This is a genomic window from Streptomyces sp. NPDC090741 (assembly GCF_044769045.1).
Taxonomy (GTDB): domain Bacteria; phylum Actinomycetota; class Actinomycetes; order Streptomycetales; family Streptomycetaceae; genus Streptomyces.
This window is the reverse complement of the sequence record NZ_JBIVXF010000033.1, coordinates 1-24,373: the sequence shown is the minus strand read 5'-3', so window position 1 is coordinate 24,373 and position 24,373 is coordinate 1. Positions and strand designations below refer to the sequence as shown.

Sequence of the window (24,373 nt, the reverse complement as noted above, 5' to 3'; positions counted from 1 at the left end):
ATACTCAAGGTATCCAGTCACTGGATAGTGGCAGTATCTTGTTGTGGTGTCCAATCGCCGATGACGGGCACCGGACCGCATGACCAGCAGGGAAGCCCTATGAAGATCTCGGAGCTCAGCCGTCGGACCGGCGTGCCGGTCGCCAGCATCAAGTACTTTCGGCGGCAGGGTTTGCTGCCCGCGGGGCGGGCGACCGCTGCGACCCTGGCCGAGTACGGCGAGGAGCACGCGCAGCGGCTGCGGCTGATCAAGGCACTGACCACGCTCGGCGGCCTGTCGATCGCAGCCACCCGTGAGGTGCTCGGGGCCGTCGACCAGGCCCACACCTCGGAGGGCGCCCTCGGAGCGGTGAGCTACGCCCTCCCGGTGCCGATGGCGACCCAGGGCGCCGCGGGCCCCGAGGAGGAGGCCGGCGCCGAAGCGGCCGCCGGGGCCGAGGTGGCGGAGCTGCTCGCGGCACTGGGCTGGCGGGCACCCGACACCTCACCGCACGTACACGGGCTGACGTCGGCACTGAAGGAACTGCGGCGGCTCGACGCCCGGTACGCCCCGGGAGAGCTCGCCGCCTACGCGAGGCTGGCCGAGTCGGTGGCCCGGCTGGACCTGGAGCGGGCAGCGGGCACCGAAGACCCGGTGGCCTTGGCCGAGCGGGCGGTCATCGTCTTCGCGATCTGCGCGCCGGTGTTCGAGCTGCTGCGCCGTCTCGCCCAGGAGAACCAGGTCCGGCGCCGGGTCGCGGACACCGGCGACGCCGGGTCCGCAGCACCCCGGTAGCCCGCGCGGACCGGACCGGACCGAGCGGTCACGGCGCGACGGTCGGCTGCTCCGGCTCCAGCGAGTTGCCCGCGGGGATCCTGCCGCAACTGGTGGGGGCGGCCCTGCCCGCGAAGCGGTCGTCCAGCCAGGCCATCGCGCGCGGCGCCCAGTACGGCATGGCTCCGACGTGGCTGAGCAGGCCGTACTGCTCGTACTTGATCGAGTTGTTGCCGGTGGCGCAGTACTGCCGGGCCAGCGCCCGTACGTCCCCGGCGATCATGACGCCGTCACCCGTGCCGATGCCCGGCGGGCTGTTGAACGTTCCTTCGAGCCAGCCCGCGTTCCCCTGCCCGATGAACCCCGGGACGGTCGGGGTGGCGGCCTGGCCCAGATTGATCTTGTTGACCGCTGCGACGAAGGCCGGTATGGAGTTCGGGTCCTTGTACTCCGGTTTCGCCATGTCCTTCCACGTCATCCCCGGGTGGTGGCCCAACGCATCGAGGATCGAGCCGTGTTCGAGCTCCTTGACGACCGCGAGGCCCTTCGCGCTCAAGTAGGGGGTGAGGTCGATGCCGTACGAGCGCGAGACGCCTATGACCGCCATCGGGATCACCCCGTTCCACGCCAGGGCGCCGTCGACGTACCTGAGGTTGTGCGCGGGGGCGACGAGCAGCCCGCCCTCGGCGAAGCCGACCAGCTGCTTGTTCACCTCGGGGGCGTACGCGGGGGCGAGGGCCGACGTCCAGTTGGTGGCGATGGCTCCGCCGGAGTACCCGAACAGGCCGAACCGCGTTCCGGCATGCAGTCCGGTCTCCTCGGTGCGGATGCCGGCACGGATCGAGTCCAGGGTGTTCGTTCCGTACTCCGGGCCGGCCGCGAAGTCGGCGTTCTGGCCCTCGGTGTCCGGGATGACCAGGTCGTAGCCCTTGAGCAACAGCGGCCCCAGGATGAGGGATTCGGCGTTGGCGATGGCTCCGCCGAGGGAGACGCCACCGGCGATGGCCCGGGAGGGGCCGTCCTCCGGGCTGAGGGAATCGTAGAACGACTGGTACGACACCGCCTTGCTGCCGTCGCCGTGGGGGCTGCGGACCACCGTGGTCACGTTGGCCGAGGGCCTGCCCTGGGCGTCGGTCGTGCGGTAGAGCAGCTGGATGGCCTTCAACGGCGTCGGGATGCCGAAGACGTGGTAATTCAGCGTGCGCTTCTTCAGGACGTCGCCCGGCCGGTACGAGGACAGCGGCTTGCTGCCGTCGTAACCGTAGAACGGGTCGGGCGTCGTGGCGGCCACCCGTGCACCAGCAGTGGGTGCGGCCGCCGCTGTCGCCGTCGGCGCCGCGCCGACGACGACGGCGGTCACGATGGCGGTAGACAGCAGAGCAGTGGTTCCCCGGTTCATTACTCCCCCGTGTGTCGAGCCGCAGCGGCTTTACCTGACGGTAACTTACTGGAGGTAACGCCGTTTTACATAGGCGTGTCACCACGCTTTTCAGGGGCACTGGGCACGTGACACATTCAGTGACCGCCGGTTGCCCCTCTACGGGAGAACCGTGATTCAGCTCTGGCTGTGTGGCGCGCCGTGCCAGCGCCAGTTGGTACGGCGGGGGCGATCGGGCGTCTGTATACGTTCCGTGGCCCACAGCAAGGTCGACCACGGGGTGTCGATGACGGGCACGTCGGGGAACAAACGCGTGAGGGCCCGCTCGCTCAAGTCCTGCGGGGGCTACCGGACACGGTCCAGGCCCTGGGTGATGTCGTGGGTGTGGATCAGTGTCTCGACGACGCCCATGGCTGCGAAGCCCTCCGGGTCTGAGGCTCCGAAGACGTGTGGGGCCAAGGTGGTTGCGGGCGCGGTGTCCACGGCGGTTGCGGGCAGTCCGCCGCAAGCCTCCACGACGGTCAGGAGCCCCTCCGGCCCCGCCTCGCGGTCTCCGAAGACGACGTTGGCCGGGCAGTGGGCGACGGCTCGGCGTACGTGTTTCCCCGACACCGGCGTGTGCGGTTCTCCGGACTGTGGCATGCGATCGCCTTGGACCGGGCGGGGCTGCGCCATTTGGGCGGGGGCCGAGTGGTGGGGGTGGGCTCCCGGTGCGAGCGTGGCAGACACCCGGCACACCGGCGGCGCTCAGGCCCGCAGGCCCGCAGGCCGTACATAAAGGTGCCCGATGTGGAAGTGGCGAAGCTGACGCTCGAAGGGGTGCTCGACCTCGTCGAGAACCGGCCGGAGAAGACACGCACGTACCGGGTGCCGGACGGGGTGATCGCCGCCTTGCCGCTGACCGACGCGCCCACATGCGGGTGCTGGACGAAGCGGAGACGCAGGAGCTCGCCGCATACCTCGACACCCCGGCAGCCTCGCTCAAGGGTCCGCTGAGGGTGTTCGAAGCCACGTGCTCCTCCTGCGGACGCCGCATCACGTTCCTCGACTTCGTGAAGACGGCGGTGGAGCTGGGGCAGCACTCGAAGGGCGGTCTTCGGGACGTGCTGACGGGCAAGGGCGGGGAATGGATCACCGTCCGCGGCCGGGACGGGGGACGACCGGTGAGCTGCGCCGGGTGCGGCCACGATGTTCCCCGCCTGCAGAAGAACGGCTCGAACTCCGGGTACTCGTCGAGCTCGTACGCGTACGCCTGATTCCATCCCGGCAGGATGCCTGCGGGCGCTCGGCTGACACCGGGTGCGGGCCGGCTCTAGGTTCTTCTGTAGGCGATTGCACTCGGGGGGACCATGGAGCAGTTGAAGGCCGGCGACCCGGCGGCCGTCGGCCCGTACCGGATTACGGCGCGGCTCGGCGCGGGCGGCATGGGGCAGGTCTACCTCGGGGAGTCGCGCAGCGGCCGGCGGGTGGCGGTGAAGGTCGTACGGCCGGAGATCGCCTCGGACCCCGGCTTCCGGGCGCGGTTCCGGCGCGAGGTGGAGGCGGCGAAGGCGGTCGGAGGGTTCTGGACGGCGACCGTGGTCGACGCGGATCCGGAGGCGGAGACACCCTGGGTGGCCAGCGACTACATCCCGGCGCCCAATCTCGCCGAACGAGTGCGGGAGAGCGGGCCGTTGGCGGAGGACGCGGTGTGGCGGCTCGGCGCGGGCATGGCGGAGGCGCTGCACTCCGTACACCGGGCAGGGCTCGTGCACCGGGACCTCAAGCCCGCGAACGTCCTGCTGACGGAGAACGGGCCGCGGCTCATCGACTTCGGGATCGCCAAGGCGCTGCACGGTGCGACCGGTGCGACCGTGCTCACCCGGACGGGCGTGGCGATCGGCACCGCCGGATTCATGTCGCCCGAGCAGGCCCGGGGCGGCAGTGTCGGCACGGCCAGCGACATCTTCTCGCTCGGCACGGTTCTGTGCTTCGCGGCCACCGGGCGCATGCCGTTCGGCGAGGGCAGTGCGGCGGAGCTGCTCTACCGGGTCGTGCACGAGGTGCCGAACCTGGAACGTGTGCCGGAGGGGCTCCGCGCGGTGCTGGGCGAGTGCCTGGACAAGCGGCCGGAGAGGCGGCCGTCCGCCGAGGAGGTGCTGTCCGCGCTGAGCGGGGGTGGTGCGGTGACGGTCGCGCCTCCGGTGACCGTTGCGCCTCCGGTGACCGTTGCGCCTCCGGTGACCGTTGCGGCGTATCCGCCACCGCCACCGCCGCCACCGGGCGCGCCCTGGCAGCAGCCTGCCGTGCCGGTTCGGGATGCGGTTGTGGATGCGGTTCCTGTCCGGGCGGTTGTCGGGCGGAAATCAGGGGTGCCCATCGAGGTGCGGTACTCCATGGGGCACATGCGCGTCGCCATCGCGGCCGTGCTCGCCGCGCTGGTTCCGCTCGGCGTGGCCGTGTTCTCCTTCGTGGACCATCCCCTCCCCGCCGCGTTGGCGGGTATCGTCGCGGTCGCGCTGTTCAGCCTGGGAGGACTGGCCATGGCACGCGGAGACGCGGGGTGTGTCCGAGTGACGGGTGACGGACTGTACTTCATGCGTGAGGGCCACGAATGGAGCGCCTCCTGGGACGAGTTGGGCCGGGTCGCTCTGAGGTCTACGCGCTGGGGTCTGCTCCAGGAGTTCGTCCTGGTCGGCGAACTGGAGCCGAGCGCCACGAAGAACGTCGTCTGGGAACGCTTCCGGCCTGCCCACCTCGGCTCCGGCCCCGGCCCCGGCCCCAGGGCGGCAGTCACCACCATCCGTTTCCGCAACGCGGGGCTGGCGCGGGCGGAGATCGGACGGCTGCACGAGGCGTTGCTGCACCGCGCTGGTGAGCGCTACTCGTACGACGGTGGACTGCTCGCGGTCGTCCGCGGCCATTGACCGAACGTCGGGCCGAGGGCCGGCCGAGGCTGGTTCGCCGGTGCGTCACGTGGTGATGAACCGGTCCTGAGCCTCGCGGGTCGCCGGGACGCGGTGGCGGCGGGTCGGCAGGAGCACCGTCGGGTGCGCAATGGTCCAGACCGTGGACGCGCAGATGAACTCCTTGATGCGGGCGCCTGCCCGGCCCGTGATGACGGTGGACGTCATCTGGTCCTCGGGGGTGACGCGCTGGAGGATCCCGTCGCGGCGTCCGAGGCTGATGCACTGGGCGGCGTAGCCGATCGGCTTCTCGGGGACCTTGCGGCCGGTCAGGCGCGCGGCGAGGGCGTCGGCGGCCTGCCACGCCATCGGGTTGGCCGTGGCGCAGGCCATCCGCAGTGGCGTGCCGCCCGCGCCCTCGGCGAACGCGGCGTCGCCGACGGCGTACACGTCGGGGTGCGAGACCGAGCGCATGGTGGTGTCGACCACGATCCGCCCGGTGCTCGACACCTCCAGGGTGGTGGCGGCCGCGATCGGGTGGACGGCGAAGCCCGCGGTCCACACGGTGACCTGGGCCGGGATCTGCCCGGCTGCGGCCGCGGCTGCGCCGGTACCGGTACCGGTACCGGTACCGGTGACCACGTGGTTCGCTTCGACACGCGTGACGTCGGCACCCTCGTGGACCGTGATGCCGAGCCGGTCGAGGACGACGCGCAGGTGGCGCTGCGCCTTGTCGCTGAGCCAGCTGCCGACGCCGTCGCGGGCGGCGATGGCGACGTGGAGGTCGGGGCGCGCCTCGGCGATCTCGGTGGCTGCTTCGATACCGGTCAGGCCGCCGCCGACGACCAGTACGGTGCCTTCGGGCTCCAGCTCGTCCAGGCGTGCGCGCAGTCGCAGGGCGTCCTGCTTCCCGGCGATGTTGTGGGCGTACTCGGCGACACCGGGGACGGCGTGGTCGGCGTTCGTGCTCCCCAGGGCGTACACGAGGGTGTCGTAGGCGAGGGTGTCGGCGCCGTTCTCGCCGGTGAGGTCGACGGTCTTGCGCTCGGCGTCGACCGCGGTGACCCATGCCGGCCGGACCTGCACGCCGGTGCCCTCGTACGCCGCGCGCAGCGGGCGGCGCGGCAGGTCCTGGCCGCTCGCGAGCTGGTGCAGACGTATGCGCTCGACGAAGTCGGGGTCGCCGTTGACCAGGGTGATCTCGACGTCGTCGCGGTGCAGCCTCCTGGCGAGGCGGCCGGCGGTGACGGCTCCGGCGTAGCCGGCTCCCAGGACGACGATGCGGTGCTTCATGACTTGCTCCTATCCGGTTGGACTCACCTCCTGAACCGGACAGCCGCGCGATCCCTGACAGGAATCGACTGTGACCTGCGTCACCAGATCTCCGTGACGGGGCGATGGGGGCCGGCGGCCGCCCACTGGCGCGTGATGCGTTCCAGTTTGTCGGGGTTGACCTGGATGTGGATCGCCTCGACGCCGTCGGGCGTCGCGGCGAGGCACATGACGCCGAGGATGCGTTCGCCGCCCGCGATCAGTACGGCAGGGGCTCCGTTGACGACGGCGGCATGGAGGGCGGCGCTGCCCCCCACGTATGCCCGCTTGGCGGGGCCCGGCCGGAACAGCCCCCGCAGGTAGCGCGCGATGCCGAGCGCACCGATGACCGGGGTCCTGCGGGCCCGGGCCCGGGCGCCGCCGTCGGCCACGCTGACCGCGTCGTCGGTGAGCAGCCGGATCAGCGGCTCGGTGTCGCCGCTGAGGGCCGCTGCGAGGAAACCCTCCACGACCTTGCGGGCGGCGGCCGCATCGACCTCGGCGCGGGCCCGGTCGGTCGTGAGGTGCTGCTTGGCACGGCGGTGGATCTGCTGGCAGTTCGACTCGGTGAGGTCGAGGATCTCCGCGATCTCGCGGTGCGCGTACCCGAACGCCTCGCGCAGCACGTACACGGCGCGCTCGTTGGGCGACAGCTTCTCCATGAGGACGAGCATCGCGAGGGACACCGACTCGCGCTGCTCGGCGGTGTCGGCCGGTCCGAGCATCCGGTCGCCGGCCAGCACCGGCTCGGGAAGCCACTGCCCCACGTACGTTTCCCGCCTGGCGCGGGCCGAGGTGAGCTGGTTGAGGCAAATGTTGGTGAGCACCTTCGTCAGCCACGCCTCGGGCGTCTCGATCCGCTCCCGGTCCGCCGCGTGCCACCGCAGAAAGGTGTCCTGCACCGCGTCCTCGGCGTCACCGGCCGACCCCAGGAGCCGGTAGGCGATCGCCTCCAGGCGGCCCCTGGAGCTCTCGAACAGATCGGCCTCGTACGTACGGAGCAGCATCAGGCCATGATCGGCCATGCGCGCGGGCCCCGTCCACCCACGTCAGCCCGGTTCTCCGGCAGCACCGCATCAACCGTCCAGCGACATGGCGTCCTTGGCGTGCTCGACGGACGCCTCGGAGGCGGGCGCGCCGGGATTCTCCGTGGCCAGGGCCTGGTTGAGGGTGACGAAGGGGCGCATGCGCCGCTCGTAGTCGGCGTACGCGGCGCTGTGGCCGCTTTGTACCCGCTCCGCCCGGGCGAGGCAGTCGGCCAGTACGTACGCGCCGACGAGGGCGATGCTGGTGCCCTGCCCGGAGAGCGGGGAGGGGCAGTAGCCGGCGTCTCCAAGCAGGGCCACCCTGCCGCGCGACCAGCCGTCCAGGCGGATCTGGGCCATGGCGTCGCAGTAGAAGTCAGGCGCTTGCACGGCGGCCGCGGCGAGGCGGGTGCCGTTCCAGCGCAGGGACGTGAGCTTGTCCACGACGAGCTGCCGGAGGGTGTCCGGGTCGTGGGTGAGCGGGCCGGACTCGAAGCCGAAGGCGATCCGGAGTTCGGTGCTGCCGCGCACGGGCATGATGCCGAAGCCCGCGTCGCCGTCGCGGAGCCACATCTGCCAGTCGTCCAGGGCGAGGAAGTTGTCCGTACTGAACACCGACAGGTAGCTGCCCAGATGGTGCGCGAAGTGCTCCTCCGGCCCGAAGGCCAGGCGCCGTACGTTCGAGTGCAGTCCATCGGCTCCGATCACGAGGTCGAAGGCGCGGGGCGCCCCGTGGGCGAAGTCGACGTGCACCCCGCTCTCGTGCTCGGCGAGCGCGGTGATGCTGTTGCCGAAGAGGTACTCGACGTCCGAGCGGGTGTGCTCGTGGACCATCCGCACCAGGTCCTCTCGCAGCAGCTCGATGTCATCGCTGTCGAGCCTGCCGCTGCTGAAGGTGGCCTCGGTGGAGCGCTCGACCTCCTGTCCGTCGGGGCCGAGGATCGACATGCCGCGCATCCGGGTGCGTACGCTCCTGGCCTGCTCCAGCAGGCCCGTACGCTCGACGACATCGAGCGCGACGCCGCGGATGTCCACGGCCTGGCCGCCGGCGCGCGGGCCGGGGGCGCGTTCGACGACGGTCGGCTCGAAGCCGTGCCGGTGCAGCCAGTGGGCGAGGACGGGGCCGGCGATTCCGCCGCCGGAGATGAGAACGGTCCGCATGGGAAGGCTCCTTGTCGTGCGGTGTACGTGGTGTCGGGGCGTGTGGGTGTGTGGGTGTGTACGTTTGAACGTGCGTACGCGCCTCACCCCGAACAGGACTGAACGTACGCTGTACGCGCACCCCCCTCAACTGGCCTAATAGCCCTGCTGACCTAGGACAGTTGGGGCTCGCTGAGCGTCTTCGCTGCTAGCCTCTGCACTAGCACAGAGAGGGAGGAGCAGAGAACGTGACGCATCCCACAGGGGCGCAGGGCGAGCCGCCCTATCTGCGCATCGCCGGCGAGATCCGCCGGCGCATCACGGACGGCGAACTCGCGCCCGGGGAACGGGTCCCGTCGACCCGTCAGGTCGCCAGGGAGTGGGACGTCGCGATGGCCACGGCCGCCAAGGCCCTGACCGCCCTGCGCTTGGAGGGGCTGGTCGAGACGCGGCCCCGCGCCGGCACGGTCGTGGCCGCGCCCGCTCCGGTGGCGGCGGCGCGCCGGCGGCCGTCATCGGGCTCAAGTGGTTCATCCGCCTCGCCCACTTCATCCACCTCATCGGTCCTGACCTTCGAGGGAGACCTGACCCTCGACCGGATCGTCCGCGCCGCCATCGACATCGCCGACGCGGAGGGGCTCTCCGCGCTCTCCATGCGCGGCGTGGCGGCCCGGCTCGGTGTCGCGGCCATGTCGCCGTACCGGCACGTCCCCAGCAAGGACGACCTCGTCCTGCTCATGGCCGACGCCGCCTTCGGCGAGGAGTCCTACCCCGCGGACGCCCCGGAGGGCTGGCGCTCCCGCATCGAGCTGGGTGGCCGAACCCTGTGGGCCCTGTACCGCCGACACCCGTGGCTGGCCCAGCTCAGCTCCCTCACCCGCCCGCTGCTCGTACCCAACCTGATGGTCCACGGCGAATGGGTACTGGCCGCACTCGACGGTCACGGCCTCGATCCCGAGACGCTGTTCGACATCCACGTGCTGCTCTACAGCCACGTCCAAGGGCTGGCCGTGAACCTGGAGTGGGAGGCCCACGCCGAGGCGACCACCGGCCAGTCGGAGGACGAGTGGATGGAAAACCGCGCCCCCACCCTCCGTACGCTGATGGAATCCGGCCGCTTCCCCGCCTTCACCAAGGCGCTCGGAGCCTTCGAAAACGGCTATGACCTACGCCTCGATGCCCTCTTCGAACTGGGCCTCAAAGCCCTCCTGGACGGCCTGACCCCTCTCGTCGAAGGCTAGGCCGTGTCGTCCGCACAGTCCTGCCGGGGCCGCCGGCGTCTCGTGAGCACATCGCACCCCTGCCCGGCAAGACCCGTAGCAGAACGTCCGATTATCGACCCCCTCGGGAACACGGGCTGCCTCCCGGCCAGTTCAACGAACTGCATCGGGGGCGAGCCCGCACGGCTCGCCCCCGACCGACAGACCACATGGGCCAAGGAGACACCGTGCGCGTACTCTTCACCGGACCGGCTTCGGCCGGTCACCTCTTCCCGATGATCCCCACCGCGCAGGCCCTGCGCGCCGCCGGCCACGACGTGCTGTTCGCGTGTTCGCAGCCGCTGAACCACCTGCGCCAGGCCGGATTCCCGATCGTAGAGATCGGCGACGGCCGTACGATCCGGGAGGTGTTCGAGCAGTCCACCGGTGAGGAGGCCCGCTACGTCAACCCGGACTTGAGCACGGACCAGATCCTCGACATGGCGGCCCGCGGCTTCGCTCTGGCCTCCCGGCCCACCGTGGACGGGCTGCTGGAGACCGCCGAGAACTGGGGTGCCGACCTGCTGGTGTACGACTCCTTCCAGGCCTCCGCCCCGCTCGTCGCGGCCAAGCTCAAGATCCCGTCGGTGATCCAGAACTTCGGCGTCACCTCCGGTCACGACATGGTCGCCCGGCTCGCCGCGAACTTCACCGAGGCGTACGAGACGTACGGGGTGGAAGGGCCCGCCGTACCGACCGCGCTGGACATCGTTCCCGCCTCCCTCGGCGGCGACGAGGGAGGCCTGCGGATGCGCTACCTCCCCTACAACGGCGGCGGCACCATCTCCGCCGGTCTCCTCCGACGCGGGACCCGCCCGCGGGTCGCCGTCACCCTGGGCACCGTGCTCACCGAGATGGACGGCGTCCGCGCCATCATCCGGCTGACCGAAGCAGCGGCCTCGGTCGACGCCGAGTTCCTGCTCGCCGTCGGCGACGCCGACCTCACCGCGCTCGGCACCCTCCCCGACAACGTCCGCCCGCTGCCCTGGACCCCGCTCGCCGAGTTGCTGACCGCCTCCGACGCGCTGATCCACCACGGCGGCTCCGGCACCATGCTCACCGCCCTCCAGGCGGGCGTGCCCCAACTCGTCCTCCCCCAGGGCGCGGACCACTTCACCAACGCCGACGCCCTCACCGCGACCGGCGCCGCCCTGCGCTCCACCTCCGACGCCGTCGACACCCCGCTCCTGACCCGCCTCATCAGCGACACCGACCTGCGGGAGTCCGCCTCCCGCCTCCAGGCGGAGAACGCCGCCCTGCCGAGCCCGGCCGAAACCGTCCCCGCCCTCGAAGCCCTGACCACGAACTAGGGGGCACCACGATCGACCACCGGTGGCGGGTGGGACGTACGCGGCTTGACTCTCCACCGGATGGAGACCGGAGAGTGGGTGGCATGAACGGCACGACGTCCTTGCACTCGATCGGCAGCCTTTCGACCCGTACCGGCGTACCGGTACGGACGATCCGGTTCTATTCGGACATGGGGTTGCTGCCCCCGAGCCATCGCACCCCGGCGGGCTACCGCAGCTACGACAACGCGGCCCTGATCCGGCTCCAGACCATCTGCGCCCTGCGAGAGCTCGATGTCGACCTCGCCACGATCCGACGCGTCCTCGGCGGCGAACTCTCCGTCGCCGAGGTCGCCGCCGCCCGGGCCGACGCCACCGAACTCCAGATCCGCGTGCTGCGCCTGCGGCGCAACGTACTGCGGCACCTCGCCCGGCGCGGCCACAACCCCGAGGAGGCAGCTCTCGTGCACCAGCTCATCCGCCGCACGTCCGAGGAACGGCGGCGCCTGGTGACGGACTTCATCGACGGCCTCACCACCGCCGGGACCCCGTCCGCGCCCACTGCGGCAGCCGCGCTGCGCAGCGCCGTCCCCGACCTGCCCGACGACCCGACGGACGCGCAGGTCGCCGCATGGATGGAAATCACCGAACTCATCACCGACACCGGCTTCCACGCCCGCATGGCGCACGCCGCGCTCCCACCCGCCGACGAGGACGCCCTGCCGGGGGTCGCTGCCGTGACGGCGGCGGAACTCGTCGCCTTCGCCCGGCAGGCGGTCGCCACCGCGAGGGAATCGGGCACCGATCCGCAGGACGGGGAGGCCGTAGCGGTTGTCGATGCCGTCGTGGCACGCTTCGCCTCCGCCCTCGGCCGCCCTGTCGGACCCGAGTTGAAGGAATGGATGGCGGGGCGGTTCGAGGAGGGACACGACCCGCTCGTCGCGCGCTACTGGCGGCTGGTGTGGACCGTCAACGACTGGCGGGTACTCCCCGGGCACCTGCCCTTCCAGCCCTGGCTGATCGAGGCCCTGCGCCGAGGGGGGCCGGAACGGGACGACCTTCGGCCGCCCGCCTGACCGACGCGGTCCGGGCGTAGCGTGCCCGCCGTCACGGCTCATTCCTTCGGGGCATACGGAGTCCGGCCGGCGCCCCCGACCGATACTGAGGAAGAAGAAGCGATGCGCGTTCACAAGCTCACGTTCTCAGCCCTGGCCGTTGCCGCGAGTCTCTCGCTCACTGCCTGCCAGAGCAGCGGCGCCGGCAAGGGGCAGAGCGACCCGTCGTCCGCCGCGTCCACCGCGCCCTCCCCGAGCGGCAGCACGGCCTCCGACGCGAAGAGCCCGGCCGGGCAGGGCACGGCCGCCGCGACCGGTTCCCACGCGAACGGCAAGGTCGACAAGTGCCGCACCGACGAGCTGGAGATCACGGCGAAGGACAACACCATCGACGGCGACCCCGACGGCACCGTCGCCGTGCAGCTGAAGAACCGAGGCGGCCGGGACTGCACGATGTCCGGGTACGCGGGCGTCGACCTCAAGACGAACTCGGGACCGGTGTCCGCGAAGCGCAGCGGTGGGCAGGCCGACCCGGCCGTACTCAAGCCCGGGAAGTCGGTGGCCTTCGGCATCAACTACCCGATCAACGATTCGGGCGGCTCCGGCGTCCGCATCACGGGGCTGCTGGTGACCCCGCCGGACGAGACGAAGTCGGTCACCCTCGACTGGCCGGGCGCCGCCACCCTGCCCGTCACGGAGGGCCCCGGCACCCCGGTGAAGGTCGGCCCCATCGGAAGCGCCGGTCAGGGCGGCTAACCCGCGCGCCCCGGGCTGTCCCCTAGGAGCCGGCCAGCGCCGCGAGCCGGCCCTCCCGGATGATGCGAAGCGTCGTCGCCCGCTCCGGGTAGCACCTCATGAGCATGTCGGTTATGTGGCGACCGTAGTGCAGCGTCTCCTCCTCGCGCCGCCCGCCCAACGGCCGGATCCGCGCGTCGAAGTGCGGCTCGTGGAAGTACGCGAGCGCGTAGCGCTCCCGCTCTGCCAGCCGGACCCGGTGCGCCGTCGCCTCCACCGCCCCGCGCGTCAGGAACTGAAGGATGTCCCCGGGGAACACCGTCAGCACCCCCGGCTCGGGCGTCACGAACCGCCAGTCCTGCGCGTCCTCGGCCCGCCCGGCCGAACTCTCCCCCGCCACCCAGTTCCGCGACCGCCGCTCACCCTCCACGGGCGGCCGTACGTACAGCCCGCCCACGTCGTCCTGCGCCGCGATCACCAGCAGTCCGTAGTCGGTGTGGGAGCCGATGCCCCGCGCCGACGGCGCCGTACGAGCGGGGAAGCGCAGGACCCGCATGTGGTGCCAGCCGCCCCGGGTGAGCCCGGTCAGCTGCCGTGCGCCGGAGGTCCCCAGGCCCAGTCCCAGGGCGACGAGCCGCAGGATCCGCTCACCGAGCTCACCGACGCTGCGCAGATACGACTCGATGGCGTACCGGAACGGATCGCCCGGCCACGGCACCGGGCCATGGCAGGGCATCCCTTCGCGCACCCGGCGGTGGTCGTGGTCGAAGTGCGGGGTGACCGTGAAGATTTCCGGCTGGTCCGGCACACCCGCCGTCAGCTCTTCCCCGGACTCGATGTACCCGCTGTACGACAGGTCGTTGACGCAGCAGTGCTTCAGCCTGAGCGGCAGCCGGAAGAATGCCCGCGCCGCGCACATCGCCGCGTCGGTCAGCTCCTCCAGTTCGACATCCCGCCGAACTTGGAAGATCCCGTCCTGCTGCCAGGCCCGCACCATCCGCCGCCCCAGCTCCTGGTCCGCCGCGGTCCCCCTGACCCGCTCCGGCACCCGGAACGTCGAGAATCCGGCCATCCTCTGCCTCCTCCGCCCGTGGCTCGTGCCCACCAGCACGTCCAAGGCCCTGCGAGGTTCGGCCCGTCCCACACCCATGGCTGGTTCCAGTACCGCCTGCGCCGCCGCTCCCCTCCGATCCGCCCAGCTCACCCCCTGGGACCTGTCCCTCCGACCTCTTCCGTCACCCCCGACTCCACCACCTGAACGGCCCGAAGCCGCCGCTTCCGCGCGGGGGCGGGCCCGATCAACAGCGCCTACTCCCCTCCCGGCCGGTCCTGCAACGCCGCGATGCGCTTGGCCTCCTCGATCGCGTACTCGAATCCGGCGTCCGGGTCGTGCAGCAGCCGTTCCGTGGCCATCGCGTGGTGACGCACTCGGGGGTCGGGATCCGTCATCGCAGGGCGTAGGGCCGGCAGAGCGGCTCCCTCGCCGAGGGCCGTCAGCGCCCGGCTCAGGCTCAGCTGCGTATCACGCCCGCCCCGCCCCAGTTGCGCCGCCAGCGCTCCGGCCAGTTCGGGCTCCTCGCCTTCGGGCACCAGCACCACCGCCGCCCGCCAGGCACTGCGCGCCGCCTCGTCGTCGGCGTCGGACAGGAGCGCCCCGGTGATCGCCGGCCATGCCCGCCGGTCGCCGATCTTGGACAGCGTGTGCAGTGCCTGGCTTCGTGCCTGCGCCCCCTCGGAACGGAGCTCATCGATCAGCCGTGGGACCGTGATGGATGCCGCGTGCCGGATGAGCGCCCATGTCAGCATCTCCCGCACGGAGAACTCGGGCTCGACCGCGCACCGCTCGATGAGTTTCTCCACGGAGCGCGCGTCCGGAGTCGAGCCGATCGCCAGCGCCGCCCGCATCCGCACCGACGGGCGGCCGTCCTCCAGCCCCGGGAGAGCGCTCAGCGTGTTCGTGTCCTGGTCCACCGTGGTCATCGGAACCACCTCCTGGACGGCAGTGAAGACCTTGTCACCGTGTCAAGGTCAAGCGCCGGAGACGGCGAAGCCCCCGCGCCGGAGCGCGGGGGCCGGAGCGCGGGGGTTCGAGGGCGGGGGCCGGAGGGCTTCGCCTCGCTACCGGGCCGCCGCCCGGAAGGCCGCTGTCAGGTCGGCCACCGCTCCCGTCAGGTCGCCGCTCATCAGGAGGTGGTCCGCTTCGGCGAAGGGTTTGGACGAGGCCTGCGTGAAGCGGCCGCCGATCCGGTGCTCGGCGATCGCCCGGGCCCGGTCCGCCACCGCGCGCCCGGCCTCCGAGTCGGCGCCGGTCGTACGCTCGACCGCCGCCGCGACGAGGGCGAGTGCGCGCAGTGCCGGCTCGCCGCCCTGCGGGGGTGCGCCGAGCGTGGTCAGGCCCCAGCCGTACGGGAACTGCGGGTCGTACGCCGCGTCGCCCACGTTGATCGGGAGTTGGGCCTCCGACTTCGGCCAGGTGACCGGGAGCCGGCCGGTGAACGGCCGCTTGCCGTACAGCACGTCGGCGACCCCGTCGCCCTCGGTGCCCGGCAGCCAGGACGCGACCAGCGCCGTCATCCGGTCCAGCCGGTCGCCGATCAGCTGCGGGCGTCCGGAGACCACGAACACCGCGCACCGCATCGCCGCGCAGACCCGGTCCACGGCCGCCTTGTCGGCCTCCGAGAGCTGGAGGTCGTGGCCGTTGCCCACGTCGCCGACGCCCTCCGCGTACGGGCTCTCGCCGACGACGACCACGCCGACGTCGTATCCGGCCGTGGGCACGGACGCGTCCTTGGAGTACGTCACCGATTCCGGCGAGGCGGCCGCCTTCCGCATGCCCTCCAGGATCGTGGTGCCCACCGTGTTCCGCCCCGACGAGCCCTGCCAGCTCACGGTCCAGCCGCCCGCCTGATTGCCCAGGTCGTCCGCGTTGGAGCCGGCGACGTAGACCTTCTGCGAGGGCTTCAGCGGCAGCAGTCCGCCCTCGTTCTTGAGAAGGACCTGGGACTTCGCCGCCGCCTGGCGGGCCACTGCCCGGTGTTCCGCCGAGCCGATCGTGCCCAGGCCGGTGCGGTCGGCGTACGGCTTCTCGAACAGGCCCAGCTTGAACTTCTGCTCCAGGATCCGCGCCACGGCGTCGTCGATCCGCGCCTGCGGGATCCGGCCCGCGGCCGCCTCGCCGACCAGCGTGCGGTGGAAGTCCTGGTACGCGCTCGGGACCATGATCATGTCGAGGCCGGCGTTGATCGAGGTCCGTACGTCGCTCGCGTAGTCGCCGGGGATCTGGTCGATGGCCTGCCAGTCGCTGATGACGAAGCCCTTGAAGCCCATCCGGTCCTTGAGTGCACCGTTGATCAGTTCCGCGTTGGCGTGCATCTTCACCGGGCCGGCGTCGTCACCGGGGAAGTCCACCGAGGAGTACGAGGGCATGACCGTCCCCACCCCGCGCTTGACCGCCTCCCGGAACGGCGCCAGGTGCACCACCTCCAGCTCCTGCCGGGTGACCCGGGTGATGCCCTGGTCGATGGTGTACGAGCCGGTGGTGGAGGAGCCGTACTCGGTGCCGCCGTCGCCCACGTAGTGCTTTGCGGTGGCCAGCACCTTGTCCGGGCGGTCCAGGTCCCGGCCGTCCGGCGCCCCCTGCATGCCGCGGATCACCGTCTCCATCGCCGTGACCAGCGCCGGGTCCTCGCCGAAGGCCTCGTACGAGCGGCCCCAGCGCTCGTCGCGGGTGACGCACAGGCAGGGCGCGAAGTCCCACGGGACACCCGTCGCCCGGACCTCGGCGGCGGTCACCGCGCCGGTCCGCTCGGCCAGTCCTGGGTCGCGGGAGGCGCCCAGGCCGATGTTGTGCGGCATGATCGTGGACCCGACGACGTTGTTGTGGCCGTGTACGGCGTCCACACCGTAGATCAGCGGGATCTGGAGTCGGGCCGCCCGGGTGCGCAGCTGATAGCCGTCCACCATGTCCGCCCACCCCTCGGGGGTGTTGGGGCTGGGGACGGAGCCGCCGCCGGACAGGAGCGAGCCCAGACCGTACGCGGCGATGTCACCGGGGGACTTGAGCGCGTTGCGCTCGGCCTGGGTCATCTGCCCGGCCTTCTCCTCCGGGGTCATCCGCGCGAGCAGGTCCGCGACGCGTTCGCGCACCGGCATCGTCGGGTCGAGGTACGGCAGCCCGTGCGCGTCGATCACGACGAGCGGGTCCTCGGCGGGCGGCCGCGCCCCGGTCACGGTCAGCTTCACCGGTACGGTCTCGGCGGTTTCGCCGTCCCGGTCCTTGGTGGTGGTGACGGTGACGGTACGTGAGCTGCCGGAGGGGGTCCCGGCCGGGAAGGTGAGCGTGCCGGTCACCGGCCGGTAGTCGGCTCCGGGCGTCGCGGTGCCCCCCTCGGTGGAGTAGCCGACGGTCACCGGCTCGGTGAGCGGTCCGGAGCCGGTCGTGGCCACGGATACGCGTACGTCGGCAGAGCCGCCTTCCTTCACAGGGTGAACGGTCGTGTCGGTGACGACCTTGGTCTGCACGACCGGGTCGGCGGCGCCGTACACCTCCAATCCATCGATCATGAACTCGCCGGAGCGGCCCACCGGGAAGGTGAAGGCGTAGCCCCACATCTCGGTCAGCCCGAGCACGTGGTCGATGCCGCCGACCGGCTGGTAGTCGGTGCGGTACTCGAACCGGGAGAACGGGATCTCGACGAGGTGCCAGCCCTGCCAGTCGTCGGTGAAGGAGGTCGTCCACAGCTCGGACGCCTCGCCGTTGGCCCCGCCGTCCTTGAGCTCGAAGTTCACCCGGGGGCCCGATCCGGGCGGCAGCGGTGCGGTGTTCTGCCCGTACCACCAGAACCGGATGCCGCCGCGGGCGCTCCAGTCGTGGGCGGGCTCGTCGAAGGCGAAGTCGTGGGTGTAGCCGCCCCAGCCGCTGATGTCGTACGCACCGTGCAGCACCTTCGCGCCCTCGGGGGCGTCGGCGCGCTCCCGGAGCTCCAGCCGGGGATTGTCGTCGGCATCGCTGCCCCAGGTGAAGATTCCCTCCGCGGGCGGTCCTGCGAACGGGATCTCGCCCTCGAAACGGTCGACCGCCGTCGGGGGCGGCGGTTCCCCGACGGCGGCCGTGGCCGTGGCCTGTGCGAGCGGGAGGAGTCCGGCGAGGACGCCGGCCACGCCCAGCAGGGCGGTTCTGAGCCGGCGCCGGGCCGGTGTCACGCGTACGGTGGTCACAAAGCGCCTCCGAGGTCTATACCACGGGACAGGACACCGCGTGAGTCAACTGAACCGCCCTGCTGCCGTCAAGACTTCACGTCACGACTGGCCGAATGCCGCCTCGCACGGCGGCACGGCGGCCCCCCGCGTTCGGCTCCTGAAGCTGCACATCGGAGGTGAGGAACACGGCGATGTCACTTGCCGTAGTAGGCGTTGTGGATCGTCAGTGTCGACTTGTTGCCCTGCTTGTCGGTGACCTCGGCGAGGAACGAGATGCTCTTTCCCTTCGCCGGGTTCTTCACGGAGATCTTGCCGCTGTTGACCTTCACGAGCTGCCAGGCGGCCCCGTCGTCGTAACTCACGGACACCGTGAGCGACTTGAGGTTCTTCCCGGCCGCCGAACCCTGTACGGCAACCGGGATCCGGACCGACTTGCCCGCCGGGGCACCTGAGGCGAGGTCGACGGGGGCCGCGAAGCGGACCGTGGACACCGGCAGGGCCGTGGTGGCCGCGACCTGCCGGGAGCGGAAGGTGAAGTCGGCGTCGATCCGGGTGGAGGCGGACGAGACCTTCGCCGAGCGCTCGACGGACGCCGTCAGACGGTATTCGGCGTCGGCCGGGTCTACCTTGAAGGCCTCCTCGCCGCGCAGCGGGTCGCTGTTCTCGCCGACCTTGACGCCGTTGCGGTACAGGGTCGACTTGGCCGAGGTGTACGCCGAGAATCCGGCGTGGCCCGTACCGTCGGCGAAGAGCGGCAGGGCGCCGACGATGCGCTGATCGCCTGTGGCCGGGTCGGGTGCGGTGCGGAAGACGCCCGTCTTCGCGCCCAGGAGCGGGCCGGTGACGCCGGTGTTGAAGGTCTCCTGGTACGTCCTGCCCGCCTCGTAGCGCTTCCCCTCGGGCATCTCGTAGGCCGCCTCGACGGACGGGTTGCCCCACTTGTCCGGCTCGCCCAACTGGCTGAACGTGCTCAGCCACTTCACGCCGTCGGCAGTGGAGACGTACAAGGTGCGGGTGCCCGGCGCGGCCTGCGCGGCCGAGAACCCGTTGCCGTCCGGCGCACCCGGCAGCTGGGGGAACGGGAAGGCGTAGGCGCTCTTCCCGGAGGCGGAGGCGCCGAGACCGACCTGGAGCGTGGCCAGCTCGTTCGCCTTCACGTGCTTGCCGTACCCGGTCGCGACCTTGTCCGTCCTGCCGCCGAAGGCCACCGAGTACTGGCTGGTGGCGTCCTTGAGGAAGTGGGCGTCCCAGGTCTGCAGGAGCGAGCCGTCGGTGACGGCCGGACCCATGTGGGCGGTGCGGAAGCCGGTGAAGCCCCTGAGGACCCAGCCGTTGCCGACGTGGTCGGCGTCCGTCCCGAGCTCGTAGTGCGTGCCGCCGAAGTCCGCCTTGCTGAGGCCCGGCACGGTGATGTCCACCGGCTTGGTGGTGCGTGCGTCAGCAGTGACCGTGGTGTCGCCGGAGACGTCGAGCCTGGGCTGGGCTATCCAGTCGGTGCCCTTGGTGAGGTCCTGCGGGTCCTGGTAGATGGCCGCGTTGAACACGTACGAGCCCTTGGGCACGCGGATCTTGTGCGTGCCCGGCTCGTTGTTGATGCCGGTCTGGAAGCCCTTGCCCGGGCCGGCGATGCCGATCAGGGAGTCGGAGAAGTTCTGGGCGTCGCTCCCGTCGCGGCCGATGTTCTTGATGGTGAGGTCGTAGGACTCCGCCTCGCGGACGACCGCCGCGGCCGTACGGACGGACTGGCCGGCGCCGGTGGCGGTGACGTAGCCGGAGTAGGTGCCGTCGGCGGCGCCGATCCTGGTGTCGGCGGTCAGGTCGACATCGGCCGTGCCTCCGGCGGGCACGGTCACCTTGGTGGCGCCGAGCCGGAAGAACCCGGCCGGGGCCGGCCTGCCCGCCGGGTCCAGCGCGGACGCCGAAAGGTCGAGGGTGACGTCGCCGGTCCCGAGGTTGCGGTAACTGACCTTCTTGGTGAGGGGCTGGTCGTCGGTGTGGGGCCACTGCGCGACGCCGAAGCCCAGCGAGACCGGGTCGGCGATCACGCTCTGGGCCAGCGCCCTGTCCACCTGGATGCGGCCCGAGCCCTGCTGGAAGACCGTGTAGTCGCCGCCCTTGGCGGACGCGGTCAGCGCGCCCTTGAGCTCGGCGGACTTCCAGCTCGGGTGCTGCTGCTTCAAGATCGCCGCTGCGCCCGCGACGTGCGGGGTGGCCATGGAGGTGCCGTCGATCTGCAGGTAGCCCGGGGCCGGGTGGGGCGTGGCGGGGTCGGTGTCGATCACGCTGCCCGGGGCCGCCGCCGCGGTGATGGCGACGCCGGGCGCGGTCACGTCCGGCTTGACGCCGCCGTCGCCGACGCGCGGGCCGATGCTGGAGAAGGGCGCCAGCTTGTCGTCGTTGTCGACGGCGCCCACGGTCAGCGCGGCGTCCGCGGTGCCCGGAGAGCCCACCGTCGAGTTGCCGGCCCTGCCGTCGTTGCCCGCCGCGATGGCGAACAGGGTCCCCTTCTCGGCGGACAGCTTGTCGACCGTCGCCTCCAGCGGGTCGATGCCCGGGGAGTCCGGGCCGCCGAGACTGAGGTTGACCACGTCCGCGCCCTCCGCGGCGGCCCACTCCATGCCCGCGATGATGCTGGAGTCCTCCCCGAATCCGTTGTCGTTCAGCACCTTGCCGCTGATGACCTTGGCGCCGGGGGCGACGCCCTTGTACGTGCCGCCCGACTTGGCGCCCGTACCGGCGGCGATCGAGGCGACGTGCGTGCCGTGTCCGACACGGTCCACGGTGTCGGGCGAGGCGGAGGAGTTCTTCTCGTCGACGACCTGGGTCTTGAGGTCGTCGTGGGTCTTGTCGACGCCGGTGTCGAGGACGGCGATCTTGACGCCCTTGCCGTCGAACCCGGCCTCCCACGCCTTGTCGGCGCCGATCTGCTTCACGCTGCGGTCCAGGCTCGCCCGGCGCACTCCGTCCAGCCACACCCTGCCGATGCCGGACGCGGTGGCGCGGACACCTCGCTGCTGGTCGGTCAGGGCCTCCCACACCTTGGTCACATCGCCCGGCGTCGTACGGATGGCGTCGGCGTTGATGGTCGGGAAGGTGCGCTGCAGTTGTGTGTCACCGGCCGAACGCACTTCGGCGCGTGCGGCCGTACCGGCACCCCCGTCGTACTGCACGATCAGCTTGAGCCCGTCCCCATGGCTCTTGCGCAGTAACGGGTCGGCGAGCTCGTTGATGTCGAAGAGCCGCTGATCCAGCCGGCCCGTGGCGATCAGGCCCTGCGCGTCGCTGGGCACCACCAGTGTGTGGCCCTTGGCGCGCTGCACCTGCACGGGTATGCGTTCACGGCCCTTGGCGGACTCGAAGCCCACCACCTGGCCCTGGGCGCCGACCACCACGCGGTCGCCCGTGATGAGCTGGATCCGTTGGTCACCGTCGAAACGTTTGACGCTCGGTGTGGTGGAAGTGTTCGCGCCGATCGCCGCCGCGGGGCCGGTCATGCCGGCCGCGAGGGCCACCGACGTGGCCGCTGCGATGGTGAAGGCGAATGCTCTCGTTGCCCTTGCGCGCAAGTCTCCCCCAGGAGCTTGGGATGAAGCCGAGTGGTCATTTCCGTCCGTGGGTGCAACGGCACCCGCCGCCGGGTCAGCGCAGTATGAAACGTGAGGGAAATGTGATCAACAGGGGGAGAGAAGTGAAGAGTTGAGGCGTGTCTTTCCAGCCATTCCTGGAGCTGTCGCTTCGTGCACGTCGAGCTTGCGGTGGCCGGGCGGGCAGGCCAGAGACACCGGCGAGCCGGTCGTCGGCCCCGAGGATCAGGCAACCCCCTCACGGAGCGTGCCCGTCCAACTGACCGTATCTGTACCACTCATGGAACCTGTCACCGTCAGGGCCCGGCTCGCTCACCGGCCGAGCCGGGACGCCCTTGTGCGGAGGTAGTGGCGTTCCGGGATGCTCAGGGTGAGGCGGGCCGCTTCCTCGTAGGCCTCGCGGGCGGCGTCCGTCGCGCCGGTGCGTTCGAGGAGGTGGGCGCGGACCGCTGCGAGGCGGTGGTGGTCCTTCAGCCGGGGTTCCAGGGCGGTGAGTTCGGTGAGGCCGGACTCGGGGCCGTGGACCATCGCGACGGCCACCGCGCGGCCGAGTTCCGCCATCGGGTCGGGGGCCTGGGCGATGAGCACGTCGTAGAGGGCGAGGATCTGCGGCCAGTCCGTGTCCTCGGCGCGTGCCGCCTCGTCATGGAGGGCCGCGATCGCCGCCTGGAGCTGGTACGGGCCGGGCGGGCCCTCCGCGAGCGCCTCCTCGACCAGAGCGGTGCCCTCGGTGATGGCCTCGGAGTCCCAGAGCGCGCGGTCCTGTTCGTCCAGGGGGATCAGCTCGCCGTGTGTGCCCGTACGGGCCGCGCTGCGGGCCTCGGTCAGGAGCATCAGGGCCAGCAGACCGGTCACCGCACCCTCCCGGGGCAGCAGGCGGCGCACCGCCCGGGTCAGCCGGATCGCCTCGCGCGCCAGGTCGGCGCGGTGGAGGGCGGGGCCCGAGGTCGCGGTGTAGCCCTCGTTGAAGATCAGGTAGAGCACCTGGAGGACGGTGGCCAGCCGGGCGTCGCGGTCCTCGGGGCCGGGCGGGTGGAAGGGGTGGTCACGGAGCTTCGCCTTCGCCCGGCTGATCCTCTGCGCGATCGTCGCCTCCGGTACGAGATGGGCCCGGGCGATCTCCGCCGTGGTGAGGCCTCCGACGGCGCGCAGCGTCAGCGCGATCCGGGCGGCAGGGGCGAGCGCCGGGTCGCAGGAGAGGAAGAGCAGCGTGAGGGTGTCGTCGTCGGACGGAGCGGCCCGGGTGTCGCGGGGTTCCATACGGGCGGCCGTCTGCTCGCGCCGCGCCCGCGCCTCGTCCGCCCGCAGCTGGTCGGTCAGCCGCCGCGAGGCCACCCGGATCAGCCAGCCGCGCGGATTGGCGGGCGTCCCCGCCTCCGGCCACTGCCGCGCGGCGGCCAGCAGGGCCTCCTGTACGGCGTCCTCGGCGGCGTCGAAGTGTCCGTACCGGCGCACGAGCGCGCCGAGGACCTGCGGCGCGTGTCGGCGCAACAGGTCCTCGACCGTCTCTGCGGGCTCTACGGGCCCCTGTTCGTGCACGTTCAGCTGGTGAAGAGCTCGGACTCGGGGCGCTCGTCGATCTGCCGGATCACCACCGGGTGCTCCGGCGCGCCGGCCGGCTGCGGACACCGGGCGACCCGCGCCGCGATCTCGGTGACCCGCTCCAGGCTCGCGCAGTCGAGCACCCAGTACCCGGCGAGCAGTTCCTTCGTCTCCCCGTACGGGCCGTCCGTGATCACCGGCCGGCCATCCCTGTCGGCGGTCACGAAGCGGGTCCGCGCGGGCTCGACGAGCCCCTGCGCGTCGAGCAGCTCACCGGACTCGGCGAGGTCGTTGTTGATCGCCTCCATGTGCGCGAACATCGCCTTCAGGTCCTGCTCGCTCCACGCGGGGCTCTGCGCGCTGCCCTTGCCGCCGTAGGAGTCGTAGTCGACTTGGGAGCCCTGCACCATGACGAGGTACTTCATGGCGACCTCCTTCGCTCGTGGTTTCCCGTTGCTTGCACAGGGGACGTCGGAGCCGGGCGCCGATCCTCGACACCTCGCGGGGTCGGTTCCGAATTCTTCTCGGATTCCACTCGCGGGAACCACGGATCGAAACTTTGCGCCAGTGGTCAGGAGCCGATGGTCCTAGGTCACGGTGACGACGGCCCCGGCCTCAGCCCCGCGCGGCGACCGCCTCATCGAGGAAGGTCCAGCCGTCGACCTTCACGTCCCGCCTCTCCCCCGGGTCCCATCCGCGGGCCAGCGCGGTGTCGAGCAGGAACCGCACCGTGCCCGGTTCGTGCAGGTTCAGGGCGCCGACGCCGACGGCCCCCACCTCCCCCGACCCTGTGGTGAAACCCGAGACGTACCGGCCGGGGCCCTCGTCGAAGACGAAGCGCAGCAGGCCGCCGGTGCCCGACGGCTGGGTGTGCAGGGTGAGGGTTTTGCGGCAGCCGCGGTTTTCCAGCACGTGGTGACCGTGGCGGACCGTCCATATGTAGGCGCGCCCGTCGGCGACGAGCCGGCGGGGCTGCTTCGAGGAGCGTGGCACGCGGCCGAGCGTACGCGGCTCGGCGGGACAACCCCGAGGGGTTTTCTCCTCGTCGACGCGCTACTCCTCGGAGTCGGGGTCTGCGGCCGTAAACGCGAAAGCGCCCGGCCGGGAGGTCCCGGCCGGGCGTTTTCGCGTGTCTGCTGTGCTGTCCGCTGGTGGCTTAGTACCAGTGGTGGGTCTGCCAGAAGTTCCAGGCGCCGACGGGGCTGCCGTAGCGGGAGT

At 71.4% G+C, this 24,373-nt stretch carries 19 protein-coding genes; 7 read left to right on the top strand and 12 right to left on the bottom strand.

Annotation, left to right across the window (positions count from 1 at the left end):
• The first annotated feature begins 99 nt into the window (after positions 1-99).
• Complete coding sequence (locus ACIQU4_RS41705; protein ID WP_403742985.1) at positions 100-774, top strand: MerR family transcriptional regulator; 675 nt, start codon at positions 100-102, stop codon at positions 772-774.
• Between the two features lie 28 nt (positions 775-802).
• Here ACIQU4_RS41705 and ACIQU4_RS41700 read toward each other — a convergent pair whose 3' ends face one another.
• Both ACIQU4_RS41700 and ACIQU4_RS41695 read right to left on the bottom strand, forming a co-directional pair.
• Positions 803-2,152, bottom strand: coding sequence for a lipase family protein (locus tag ACIQU4_RS41700; RefSeq protein WP_403742983.1), 1,350 nt, complete (start codon positions 2,150-2,152; stop codon positions 803-805).
• 324 nt (positions 2,153-2,476) lie between these two features.
• A complete protein-coding gene (locus tag ACIQU4_RS41695) occupies positions 2,477-2,773 on the bottom strand; it encodes a hypothetical protein (protein ID WP_403742980.1) in 297 nt (98 codons plus the stop codon).
• A 272-nt stretch (positions 2,774-3,045) separates the two neighbouring features.
• Here ACIQU4_RS41695 and ACIQU4_RS41690 point away from each other — a divergent pair, with 272 nt between their 5' ends.
• Together ACIQU4_RS41690 and ACIQU4_RS41685 are read left to right on the top strand one after the other, a co-directional pair.
• The gene (locus tag ACIQU4_RS41690; protein WP_403742977.1) at positions 3,046-3,387 is read left to right on the top strand and encodes a hypothetical protein; all 342 of its coding nucleotides are present in this window, start codon (positions 3,046-3,048) and stop codon (positions 3,385-3,387) included.
• Positions 3,388-3,480: 93 nt separating this feature from the next.
• Positions 3,481-5,037, top strand: a complete 1,557-nt coding sequence (locus tag ACIQU4_RS41685; protein WP_403742974.1) for a serine/threonine-protein kinase — start codon at positions 3,481-3,483, stop codon at positions 5,035-5,037.
• 45 nt (positions 5,038-5,082) lie between these two features.
• On the opposite strand, the gene ACIQU4_RS41680 is transcribed toward ACIQU4_RS41685, so the two are convergent.
• The 3 genes from ACIQU4_RS41680 to ACIQU4_RS41670 form a co-directional block, all read right to left on the bottom strand.
• Entirely contained in the window at positions 5,083-6,309 is a 1,227-nt protein-coding gene (locus ACIQU4_RS41680) for an NAD(P)/FAD-dependent oxidoreductase (RefSeq protein WP_403742971.1), read from the bottom strand.
• An 80-nt stretch (positions 6,310-6,389) separates the two neighbouring features.
• Entirely contained in the window at positions 6,390-7,334 is a 945-nt protein-coding gene (locus tag ACIQU4_RS41675; protein WP_403743017.1) for an RNA polymerase sigma-70 factor, read from the bottom strand.
• Positions 7,335-7,403: 69 nt separating this feature from the next.
• Complete coding sequence (locus ACIQU4_RS41670) at positions 7,404-8,513, bottom strand: FAD-dependent monooxygenase (protein WP_403742968.1); 1,110 nt, start codon at positions 8,511-8,513, stop codon at positions 7,404-7,406.
• Between the two features lie 227 nt (positions 8,514-8,740).
• Between ACIQU4_RS41670 and ACIQU4_RS41665 the strand changes: the two genes are divergently transcribed.
• The 4 genes from ACIQU4_RS41665 (at position 8,741) to ACIQU4_RS41650 (ending at position 12,851) form a co-directional block, all read left to right on the top strand.
• Positions 8,741-9,733, top strand: a complete 993-nt coding sequence (locus ACIQU4_RS41665; RefSeq protein ID WP_403742965.1) for a TetR/AcrR family transcriptional regulator C-terminal domain-containing protein — start codon at positions 8,741-8,743, stop codon at positions 9,731-9,733.
• Positions 9,734-9,939: 206 nt separating this feature from the next.
• Positions 9,940-11,061: a nucleotide disphospho-sugar-binding domain-containing protein gene (locus ACIQU4_RS41660; RefSeq protein ID WP_403742962.1), complete on the top strand. Its 1,122-nt coding sequence runs from the start codon at positions 9,940-9,942 to the stop codon at positions 11,059-11,061.
• Between the two features lie 83 nt (positions 11,062-11,144).
• Positions 11,145-12,116 carry a MerR family transcriptional regulator gene (locus ACIQU4_RS41655; RefSeq protein ID WP_403742959.1) on the top strand — a complete coding sequence of 324 codons (972 nt, stop codon included), beginning with the start codon at positions 11,145-11,147 and terminating at the stop codon, positions 12,114-12,116.
• Positions 12,117-12,218: 102 nt separating this feature from the next.
• Positions 12,219-12,851, top strand: coding sequence for a DUF4232 domain-containing protein (locus tag ACIQU4_RS41650; protein WP_403742956.1), 633 nt, complete (start codon positions 12,219-12,221; stop codon positions 12,849-12,851).
• A gap of 22 nt (positions 12,852-12,873) precedes the next feature.
• Here the strand turns inward: ACIQU4_RS41650 and ACIQU4_RS41645 are convergent, their stop codons facing one another.
• The 7 genes from ACIQU4_RS41645 to ACIQU4_RS41615 all read right to left on the bottom strand — a co-directional run bounded on the left by ACIQU4_RS41645 (position 12,874) and on the right by ACIQU4_RS41615 (position 24,148).
• Positions 12,874-13,902, bottom strand: a complete 1,029-nt coding sequence (locus tag ACIQU4_RS41645; protein ID WP_403742953.1) for a 2-oxoglutarate and iron-dependent oxygenase domain-containing protein — start codon at positions 13,900-13,902, stop codon at positions 12,874-12,876.
• A gap of 236 nt (positions 13,903-14,138) precedes the next feature.
• Positions 14,139-14,810 carry a HEAT repeat domain-containing protein gene (locus ACIQU4_RS41640; protein WP_403742950.1) on the bottom strand — a complete coding sequence of 224 codons (672 nt, stop codon included), beginning with the start codon at positions 14,808-14,810 and terminating at the stop codon, positions 14,139-14,141.
• Positions 14,811-14,948: 138 nt separating this feature from the next.
• Positions 14,949-18,047: a glycoside hydrolase family 3 protein gene (locus tag ACIQU4_RS41635; RefSeq protein ID WP_403742948.1), complete on the bottom strand. Its 3,099-nt coding sequence runs from the start codon at positions 18,045-18,047 to the stop codon at positions 14,949-14,951.
• A gap of 176 nt (positions 18,048-18,223) precedes the next feature.
• Positions 18,224-21,523: a S8 family peptidase gene (locus tag ACIQU4_RS41630; RefSeq protein ID WP_403743014.1), complete on the bottom strand. Its 3,300-nt coding sequence runs from the start codon at positions 21,521-21,523 to the stop codon at positions 18,224-18,226.
• Positions 21,524-21,925: 402 nt separating this feature from the next.
• Positions 21,926-23,152, bottom strand: a complete 1,227-nt coding sequence (locus ACIQU4_RS41625) for an RNA polymerase sigma factor (RefSeq protein ID WP_403742946.1) — start codon at positions 23,150-23,152, stop codon at positions 21,926-21,928.
• Positions 23,153-23,154: 2 nt separating this feature from the next.
• Positions 23,155-23,580, bottom strand: a complete 426-nt coding sequence (locus tag ACIQU4_RS41620) for a YciI family protein (RefSeq protein ID WP_403742943.1) — start codon at positions 23,578-23,580, stop codon at positions 23,155-23,157.
• A gap of 190 nt (positions 23,581-23,770) precedes the next feature.
• The gene (locus ACIQU4_RS41615) at positions 23,771-24,148 is read right to left on the bottom strand and encodes a hypothetical protein (protein ID WP_403742940.1); all 378 of its coding nucleotides are present in this window, start codon (positions 24,146-24,148) and stop codon (positions 23,771-23,773) included.
• Positions 24,149-24,373: the final 225 nt, after the last annotated feature.